The 9,540-nt window shown below is 60.1% G+C and carries 5 protein-coding genes; 3 read left to right on the forward strand and 2 right to left on the reverse strand.

Features of this window, described 5'->3' with window-relative positions; genetic code table 11:
• The first annotated feature begins 183 nt into the window (after positions 1 to 183).
• Complete coding sequence (locus VB618_RS08385) at positions 184 to 795, forward strand: hypothetical protein (protein WP_329796165.1); 612 nt, start codon at positions 184 to 186, stop codon at positions 793 to 795.
• Between the two features lie 101 nt (positions 796 to 896).
• On the opposite strand, the gene VB618_RS08390 is transcribed toward VB618_RS08385, so the two are convergent.
• Together VB618_RS08390 and VB618_RS08395 are read right to left on the reverse strand one after the other, a co-directional pair.
• Positions 897 to 1,106: a DUF2945 domain-containing protein gene (locus VB618_RS08390; RefSeq protein WP_329796166.1), complete on the reverse strand. Its 210-nt coding sequence runs from the start codon at positions 1,104 to 1,106 to the stop codon at positions 897 to 899.
• 511 nt (positions 1,107 to 1,617) lie between these two features.
• Positions 1,618 to 4,125 carry a glycogen/starch/alpha-glucan phosphorylase gene (locus VB618_RS08395; protein WP_442931715.1) on the reverse strand — a complete coding sequence of 836 codons (2,508 nt, stop codon included), beginning with the start codon at positions 4,123 to 4,125 and terminating at the stop codon, positions 1,618 to 1,620.
• 438 nt (positions 4,126 to 4,563) lie between these two features.
• Between VB618_RS08395 and otsA the strand changes: the two genes are divergently transcribed.
• On the forward strand, positions 4,564 to 6,003 hold the full coding sequence (gene otsA, locus VB618_RS08400) for an alpha,alpha-trehalose-phosphate synthase (UDP-forming) (protein ID WP_329796508.1): 1,440 nt from the start codon (positions 4,564 to 4,566) through the stop codon (positions 6,001 to 6,003).
• A 287-nt stretch (positions 6,004 to 6,290) separates the two neighbouring features.
• Entirely contained in the window at positions 6,291 to 9,539 is a 3,249-nt protein-coding gene (locus tag VB618_RS08405) for a maltotransferase domain-containing protein (RefSeq protein ID WP_442931738.1), read from the forward strand.
• Position 9,540: the final 1 nt, after the last annotated feature.

Here is a 9,540-nt window from a genome sequence, read left to right on the forward strand (position 1 = left end):
TCCAAGTACGGCATCGAGGGCTTTCTCGAGATCAAGTACATCAACATCGCCGGGCTGTAGCCGGCAAGAAGCCCGGCCAAGCCGGGCTTTCCCCGTACTTGGTCGGCTTGTCATTGGGGATATAGCCGTTCGGAACCATTTATCCTGAGCGCCATTGCTTTTTGAAGCTGATGGAGGCTCCGAATGCCCGATGAAAAGATCGATCAGAGACGCCCTGTGGATGCGCAGAACGAGCCTAAACCGATCCAGCAGCGACATGTGGATGACGCAGTCGATGACAGCTTTCCTGCAAGCGATCCACCGGCCTGGACCACATCAGCCTCGAAGAGTGTTGCGGCGGAATGCGAGCCCGATGCACTGAACGAGGTACCTGTGCCGCCAGGGCAGGGGATTGAGGAGCAATCGTCAACCATCCTCCAGTCAACAGCCAGACAGGCTGCCGATACTGCCCGTGACTTCTACCAGCGAAGCCGAACCTACCTGGAGCAGGGCAGGCGCTATGTGCCCGAGGCCGAGCGCTACTACCGGCAAGGGGCTGAAACCATAGGCCGTCCCCTGCAGCAGCATCCGGTCGCTGCCGTACTCCTCATAGGAGCGCTTGGCTGTGCATTGGGATGGATGCTGGGCCGGCGTACATCCGAGGCTTCTCACGCACGGCTTTGGCATGCCGGATCCAATCGGCGTCCCATAGACACGCAGGCATGGCGCCCTGCACCTCGGTCGGTCTCTAGAGAACACCGCTTCTCAACTCGGGACGACATCGAGGCGGCAAGCCGCACGAACAACAGTTTCTGACGCATTCCAGGTCGGTTGAGGCGGAGATCTCCAATTCGTCTCGGCCGGTTGTCTCCTCGGTCAATGGGGAATCTCTCCACAGCGGTTAGCTGAGGTTCGGCTCACGCTTTCTTGAGTGCGTCCGGTTTGTGGGCCGCGAGCTTTCCCCACTTGTCGCTCTGCACGATGTATTGCGGATCTTCCTTTGAGGCCGCAACTTTATGACCCTTGATCTGCGTTGGGCTGGTCTGCTTTTTCACGACCTTCCCCGTGCTGTACCCTCCCGATGAGTCCCAAGAGACCTTGCCGCCTGCCTTCAATGACTTCCCCATGACTGGTTCCTCTGGTCAGATCGGCTCCATCGGCAACTCGGACCTGCAAGCTCTGTTCCACCGCGAGCCGGTGGGCAGAGAGCTCGCTGGTCGAGAAGGGGCAACAGAGTCTTTTCGCAGGCTTATGGATACGCGCTGGGAAATCGCCTGCCGTTATGAGGTTTCTCTGGAGTGAGCTCTCGTTTCCAGCGCTCCCAGAGCTGCGAACCACAGGCGTGGCTGGTGATCGTCAGCGGCTTCGATTTGGGATTCGCACACGATGCAATCCACTCCGTTTCTTACGCCCTGGACCCAGTATTGAGGCTCATAGGAGGTGAGGGGGAGCTGCCTCACGACAACGTACGTGTTCCGGCTCGGTCGCAGAGGGTTTGCGGGAACAACGGATTGGCCGACTTCAAACTTATGGATCATGGCAGGCTCCATGAGGCTACCAGTCAACATCTTCGTCCTTTGACGAGTGTTGGAGTCCTTTAAAGTGGGATCAGGATCAAAGTTCCATGCCTGGCTGTCGTTAGACAGAAACCTTCCAGATTTCATCGGCATATTCACGGATCGTGCGATCGGACGAGAACCAGCCGACCCTCGCTGTGTTCAGCACGCTAGAGCGGCCCCACGCGGAAGGCTCCTGCCACATCTCATCGACTCGCCGCTGGGTTGCCCAGTACGAGTCAAAGTCTGCAGCCACCATGAATGCATCATCGGACGAAAGGGCATGCATCAGGGAGTCAAACCGGTGAGGATCATCCGGCGAGAAGGTCCCGGCTGTAATCAGGTTGATCGCCCTCTCGAACCGAGGCGACCACGCTGCCCGATCACGATGCATTCCAGCTTTGCGGTGCGTCTCCACCTCATCGGCTGTCATTCCGAAGATGAAGATGTTGTCGGCCCCGACACATTCCCGGATCTCGATGTTCGCTCCGTCAAGGGTGCCGATAGTGAGGGCGCCGTTCAGGGCGAGCTTCATGTTGCCGGTGCCAGAGGCTTCCATGCCGGCCGTCGAGATCTGTTCGGACAGGTCTGCTGCAGGAATGATCGCCTCAGCCAGACTGACATTGTAATTGGGAAGAAAAACCACCTTCAGGCGGCCGGATATGGCAGGGTCGGAATTGATGATCTTTGCAACATCGTTGGCGAGCTTGATGATCAGCTTTGCACGATGATAGCTGGCTGCGGCTTTGCCCGCAAAGATCTTGACACGCGGCACCCAGTCCCGCTCGGGCTCGGACTGGATAGCGTCGTAGAGCGCAATCACTTCCAGGATGTTGAGTAACTGGCGCTTATACTCGTGGATGCGCTTGATATGGACATCGAACAGGGCACTCGGGTCGATCTGCACCCCTGTCCGCTCAGCCACAACCTTGGCCAGGTCGACTTTCGATGCTTTGCGCTGTTTCCTGAAGCGGTCCTGGAAGGCGCTGTCGTCAGCCAGCCTCTCGAGTTTAATCAACGTTCCCGGATCATCCAGAACCCCCTCGCCCAATTCCCGCGTCAGGAGCTGCGTCAATTGCGGATTGGCCTGATGAAGCCATCGGCGGAAGGTAATGCCGTTCGTCTTGTTGACGATGCGGCCCGGATAGAGAGCGTGCAGATCTCGGAACACGGTCTGGCGCATGAGGTCGGTATGGAGCGCCGACACGCCGTTGACCTTGTGGGCACCAATGAACGCCAAATGGCCCATGCGCACATACCGGCCCTGGCTCTCGTCAATCACCGAGACAGCCTTAATGAGCTCGACATCGGCCGACCGGCGGATCAGAGGCTCCAAGTGCAGCCAGTTGATATGGTAGATGATCTGGAGATGCCGCGGGAGAAGCCGCTCCATCAACGACACCGGCCAGCGCTCAAGAGCCTCCGGCATGAGGGTATGGTTTGTGTAATTCAGCGTCCTGGTCGTGATCGCCCAGGCGTCTTCCCACGCAAGATTATGCTCATCGACCAGGAGGCGCATCAGCTCCGCCACGGCGAGAGCTGGGTGAGTATCGTTGAGCTGAATCGCCGCGTGATCCGGCAGGGTGTGGAGATCCCCATGCAGCCGGATGTGACGGGCCAACAGGTCTTGCAGGGAAGCCGACGTGAAGAAGAATTCCTGGCGCAGGCGCAATTCCCGGCCTGCCTCCGTCTCGTCGCCGGGGTAAAGCACGCGGGAGATCGCCTCGGCCCGAGCCCGGTCGGCCAGGGCACCGACGTGATCACCTGAATTAAAAGCATCGAGCCGCAGCGGCTCTGCGGCCCGTGCCGACCACAGCCTCAGGGTGTTGACATGGCGTCCGCGCCAGCCAACGACCGGTGTATCGAAGGCAATGGCCTGAACCGTCTCAGAAGGCCTCCAGACAAAGCCTGCTCGCCTGTCCGATGTGGGCAACTCTTCCACGCGGCCGCCAAACTGCACCCGATAGACCAGATCCGACCGTTCAAACTCCCATGGATTTCCACGGACGAGCCAGTCTTCAGGAAACTCCTGCTGCCATCCATCGTGAAGACCCTGGCGGAACAGGCCGTGCTCGTAGCGGATCCCATAGCCGTAGGCCGGAACCTCGAGGCTGGCCATGCTCTCCATGAAGCAGGCCGCGAGCCGGCCGAGGCCACCGTTCCCAAGGGCGGCGTCCGGCTCGATTACCCGGATGCGATCCAGATCGACACCGAGCCCGGCAAGCGCGTCCCTTACGCAATCGGTCAGGCGGAGATTGTTCAGGGTGTCGGACAGGAGCCGCCCGATCAGGAATTCAAGGGAGAAATAGCAGACATGCTTGTGACCCGCCTGGTTTTGCCCCTTGGACACCATCCAGCGATCCATGGCGCGGTCGCGCACCGCCAAGGCCGTCGCGGTGAACCAGTCATGGTCGGTCGCATGAGCCGGGTTCGTGCCGACGTCATAGGTCAGCTTTGCTAGAATCGCCTGTTGAAGCGCTTCCGTCTCGGTGCCCCTTGTCGGCTGTGCCGTCTCGCTCGCCGCATAGATGGAGTCCGCGTCATCACGATGAGCGGGGGAGGGCAATAAGCTTTGATCGAAACTCTCCACAGGCAACCCCTAATCTTCAATTATCAAGCAAGAAGCAACCTCGCCTGTATTTTGTCGGAAACCTTTTCCTGAACCGATAGCAACTTCAGAATGATACTCAACAATAGTTATCAAATCACCTAGAGAGCGTGACGCCTCGTCGCAGTTAAGGGCAAGTTTTCCTTGAGGCCAAGCTTATATCGGGAAGATGTGAGGGCTCCACAGCTTATTTCAGAACGTTGGGAACTGCCTCTAGGTCGAAAGGTTTAACCTTCACCATTCGTTCAAGGTCAGACCATGGCCGATATCCCAAATATTACGCGAGAAGTACCGGATCGGGCAGTTCCGTCTCCATTTGAGACCCAGCTCGAGGCGCCGGATCTATCCCTCAAAAAAGCCAAGCGGTCGCCCCGGGCACGGTGGAGTAGGAAGCAACCTTCCTCGACGCCTCAGCAGCGTCTGGTCGTAGTCTCGAACCGGGTTCCTGTGCCCAAGGATGGTACAAGCAAGGCGGGCGGGCTGACGGTCGCGCTTGAGGGAGCGCTGAAGCGCAGCGGCGGCCTCTGGTTCGGCTGGTCCGGCGAGACTATCGAAAACCCCTCCAATGAGCCGAAGGTTACGCAGGCCGGCAACATTACCTTCGCGGTCATGGATCTCTCCCAGCAGGATTACGACGAATATTATGCGGGCTTCGCTAACCGTGCCTTATGGCCGGTCTGTCACTACAGGCTCGATCTCATGCAGATTGAGCGGCAGGAGCTCGATGGATATTTCCGGGTAAACCGGTCCTTCGCGGCCTCTCTGGCGCCATTACTGCGGCCCGATGACGTCATCTGGGTTCATGATTACCATTTCATCCCCTTGGCAGCGGAGCTCCGGCGGCTGGGGTTCAAGAACCGGATCGGCTTCTTCCTGCATATCCCATGGCCGCCGTCCGACGTGGCCAGCGCCCTGCCGGCCTATCAGCCGCTTCTTCAAGGCTTCGGCGCCTATGATCTGGTCGGCTTTCACACGCCGCAGGACGCGGAGAACTTTCAGCGCTGTCTGATCCGCGAGAATATCGGATCCTCGACCGGGGCCGGGGAGCATCAGATCGACGGCCATAAGGTTAGGATCGGCGCGTTCCCGGTCGGGATCGATACGGAAGGCTTTGCCCGGGCGGCTGCCGGTGCCGAGCAGAATGCTCTCGTGCGCCGAACCAGGGCAAGCATGGGAGACCGGGATCTGATCATCGGAGTGGACCGGCTCGACTACTCGAAAGGATTGAAGCAAAGAATCGAGGCGTTCTCCTGCTTCATCAAATCCAACCCGGACTTTCGCAACCGCGTTACCTATATCCAGATCACGCCGAAGTCGCGCTCGGATGTTCCCGAGTACCAACGGATGCAGCGAGAGATAGCAGAGCAGGCGGGGTGGACCAATGGAAGCCTCGGTGAACTCGATTGGACCCCCGTCCGGTATGTCAACAGAACGATAGGGCACGCTGCCCTTGCGGGCTTGTACCGCATGTCTCGGATCGGCCTCGTGACACCGTTGCGCGATGGAATGAACCTCGTTGCAAAGGAGTTTGTCGCGGCTCAGCAGCCGGAATATCCCGGTGTCCTGATCCTGTCGCGCTTTGCAGGCGCGGCACACGAACTTGATGGCGCCATTCTCGTCAATCCGTATGATACGGAAGCTTGCGCTGCAGCGATTGCACGGGCTCTCCGGATGCCGCTGGAGGAAAGGCGGGAGCGGTGGAATTCGATGATGGTTCGGTTGCGGACCAACACCGTCGAAGCCTGGTGCGAGCATTTCCTCTCCAGCCTGAGCGACGTTTCTGAAGAGGGCCCGGAACTGCATATCGCCACAAACGCAGAGAATGGACGGTACCCCTTCTCCGAGGTTGCGCCGGCTTAGAGTCGCTCTCGTCTCTTCCGCTGCACAGCATCTAGCGGTGCGTGTCCTGCTGGGCGTTCCACGAGTGATCTGGCTAGGAACAGGAACCAAAGGCAAGGGGGCTTGTTTCTGACAGGGAGGCTCTGCCGGTCAAAAATTCGGTCTTTCCGGTACCGGTGGCGAGCTCGTCCCAGGTTGATCCAATCGAACAGCGACAGGGCCGAACCGTGTCACCAGCAGACAGTCTCCTCGCAAGCTCCCAGACCGCGCGGACGAAAGCCGTGAGCCGCAAGGGCAAGGCTCCGCGGATTTACTACGTACACCCGCTGCTGGCTGGACCCTTGGACAACTGGGATGACATCTTCGATCACGCAGCCGCCTTGGGTTTCGACACCATCCTGATGGCTCCGCCGTTCGAGGCGGGACATGGCGGCAGCATCTTCCTGCCACGTGACATGACCCGGCTTCACCCGATCCTCGGTCATGGAGAGGCGGCCGAGGCTCTCGCGCGGCTCGTCGAAAAGGCTGACGAGCGCAAGCTCGCCCTGGCGCTCGACCTGGTGGTCGACCGGGTCGCCGCCGACAGCGTCTTCGCCCGCGAGCTGGGCCTCGCGCCCTTGAGCCAGGAGATTCTCGATCCACGGCAAGACCCTGCTGAACGGGAAGCGTTTGTCGTTCCGTTCGCCGGCGTCGATCCGGACGATCATCCCTATCTGAGGATGTTGGCCCACAGTCTGCGGGCATTCACCGCCGCCGGGATCACCGGCTTCCGTTGCCTGCACTGGGACGGCGTGCCCGCATCCGCTTTGAGGCGGTTCATAGCGGAGGTCAGAGAGGACGCTCCCGAGACACGTTTTCTTGCCTGGACCCCCGGCACGAGCGCCCAGGCGAGGCAGGCACTCCGTGGCGCCGGTTTCAACGGGACATTTTCTTCGCTGTGCTGGTGGGACCTGAAGGAAAGCTGGATCGCTGACGAGCACGAGCAGCTGAGAAGCATCGGCTACGAAATCGCCTTTCCGGAGGTTCCCTTCGCTAAGCGGATCACTCATGAGGTGGAACCTCTGGATGTGCTGGAGCGGCGCGCAACCCGCGCATTGCGACTGTCTGCGTCCGTCGGTGACGGCCTTCTCGTTCCCATGGGCTTCGAGTTCGGCTGCCGGGACCGGTTCGATCCGGCCCGCGGCAATGGAGCGGGGCTGAGAGGATTGCAAGAACGGGGCAGCTTTGACCTCACGGGAGAGGTCCGCGCAGCGAACCGCTTGCTTGCTCGCAATGATGAGCACTTCGCTCGCAAGCCTGTGCATCTCGTCGTGGGGCAGGCGTCCCACGTGACTGCTTTGCTGAGGAGCGATGCAGAGGATGTGCGGCAGAGCAAGGCAGCCCGCCTGATCATTGCCAATGCCGATCTCCGTCGAACCGCCCAGGCGACAGGTGCGTTCCTGGTGTCCGAGAGCGGAGCCCAATTCATGCCGTTTCGCGAAGTGGGCGAGGGTGGCCTTGAACTCACGCCGGCAACGACGGTCAGACTTGCTCCAGGCGAGGTCCGGATCCTCGAAGGGCATCCCCCGATGCCGATCCGAGGGGCAGTGTCGGTACCGGCTGTCGAGCAGGCCATCGTAGCGCCTCGGCTCGTCATCGAGAATATCACGCCTGCGGTCGATGGTGGCGAGTTCCCGGTCAAGCGGATCGTCGGCGAAGTGGTTCGCGTTGAAGCCGACATCTTCGGCGATGGTCACGACCCCCTCGCAGTCGCTTTGGCCTGGAGGGCCGTCGACGAGGAGCAGTGGCGTGAAACCCGCATGGCGCTCCTGGTCAATGATCGCTGGAGTGCGGAATTCCCATTGGAGCGGCTGGGCCGGCATGAGTTCGCTGTTCTGGCTTGGCGTGACCCCTTTGCGATCTTCCGCTCGGAGCTGGAGAAGAAATACGCCGCTGGTCTCGACGTGACCCTGGAGCTGGAGGAGGGGCGCCTCCTCGTCGAAGAGGCGAGGGTTGAAGCCAAAGGAGACATCGCCGATCGTGTGCACGCTCTGGCCGCGAGGCTCGTGGAGGCGGATTACGACGCGCGGCTCGAGATCCTCTTGGCTCCAGAGACGTCGGAGATCATGACGATTGCAGACCGGCGGCCATTCATGATGCGCTCCCGGGCGATCCCCGTCGATGCCGAACGAACGGCGGCGGGGTTCGCGAGTTGGTACGAGCTGTTCCCGCGCTCAATGAGCGACGATCCCCATCGTCACGGCACGTTCGACGATGTCATCCGAAAGCTTCCCTATATCCGCGATATGGGGTTCGACGTTCTCTACATGACGCCGATCCACCCGATCGGTCGAACGCATCGAAAAGGACGCAACAACAGCCTTAACGCAGGTCCGGACGATCCAGGAAGCCCATACGCTATCGGTTCAGAGGTGGGCGGTCATGACGCTATTCATCCCGAGCTCGGCACCTTCGAGGACTTTCGGCGTCTCGTCGCGTCTGCAGCCGAACATGGCCTGGAGCTGGCACTGGACATCGCGGTTCAGGCCTCCCCGGACCACCCTTGGCTGAAGGAGCATCCGGACTGGTTCGACTGGCGGCCGGACGGGACGATCAAGTACGCCGAGAACCCTCCCAAGAAGTACGAGGACATCGTCAACGTCGACTTCTACGCCAAGGGTGCGATGCCGTCCCTGTGGCTTGAGCTGCGTGACACCATTCTGCTCTGGGTCGAGCAGGGCGTGAAGCTCTTCCGGATCGACAATCCCCATACGAAGCCATTTCCCTTCTGGGAATGGCTGATCGGTGAAGTACGTCGTGATCACCCGGACGTGGCCTTCCTCTCGGAAGCCTTCACACGGCCGAAGATCATGTACAGGCTCGCCAAGATCGGCTTCTCACAATCCTACACCTACTTCACATGGCGTAATGAGAAGTGGGAAATGGCGGAGTACCTGACCGAACTCTCGCAGACTGCGCCAAAAGATTTCTTTCGGCCGCATTTCTTCGTGAACACGCCCGATATCAACCCGGATTTTCTGCAGAATGCCCCTCGATCCTCCTACCTGATCCGCGCGGCGCTTGCGACGACGCTTTCCGGGCTGTGGGGGATGTATAGCGGCTTCGAGCTTTGCGAGGGGCGGCCGGACGTCAAGAAGAAGGAATACGCAGACAGCGAGAAGTATGAAATCCGCGCCTGGGACTGGGACAGACCCGGCAACATCATCCGAGAAATCTCGATCCTGAACCGGATCCGGCGCGACAATCCGGCCCTGCACTCTCACCTCAATGTCTCGTTCCTAGATGCCTGGAACGACAACATCCTCTTCTACGAGAAGGCGACCCCCGGGCGTGAGAACGTTCTTCTCGTGGCCGTTAGCCTCGATCCCCACAACGTGCAGGAAGCCGATGTGGAGTTGCCTCTCTGGAAGTTCGGCCTTCCGGATCACGGGTCTCTGGACGTCGAGGATCTCGTGCGTCAACACCGCTTCACCTGGTCGGGCAAGTACCAGCGCATCCGCTGCGATCCGGGCGAGCTTCCTTTCTCGATCTGGCGCATTGCCCCTAAGGACCGTTGAG

Origin of the sequence: Microvirga sp. CF3062, from assembly GCF_036314045.1 — a bacterium.
In the GTDB taxonomy this organism is placed as follows: Bacteria; Pseudomonadota; Alphaproteobacteria; order Rhizobiales; family Beijerinckiaceae; genus Microvirga.

Coding starts and splice junctions, on each gene's coding strand:
- VB618_RS08385 (WP_329796165.1), top strand. CDS start 184: ATGCCCGATGAAAAGATCGATCAGAGACGCCCTGTGGATGCGCAGAAC.
- VB618_RS08390 (WP_329796166.1), bottom strand. CDS start 1,106: ATGGGGAAGTCATTGAAGGCAGGCGGCAAGGTCTCTTGGGACTCATCG.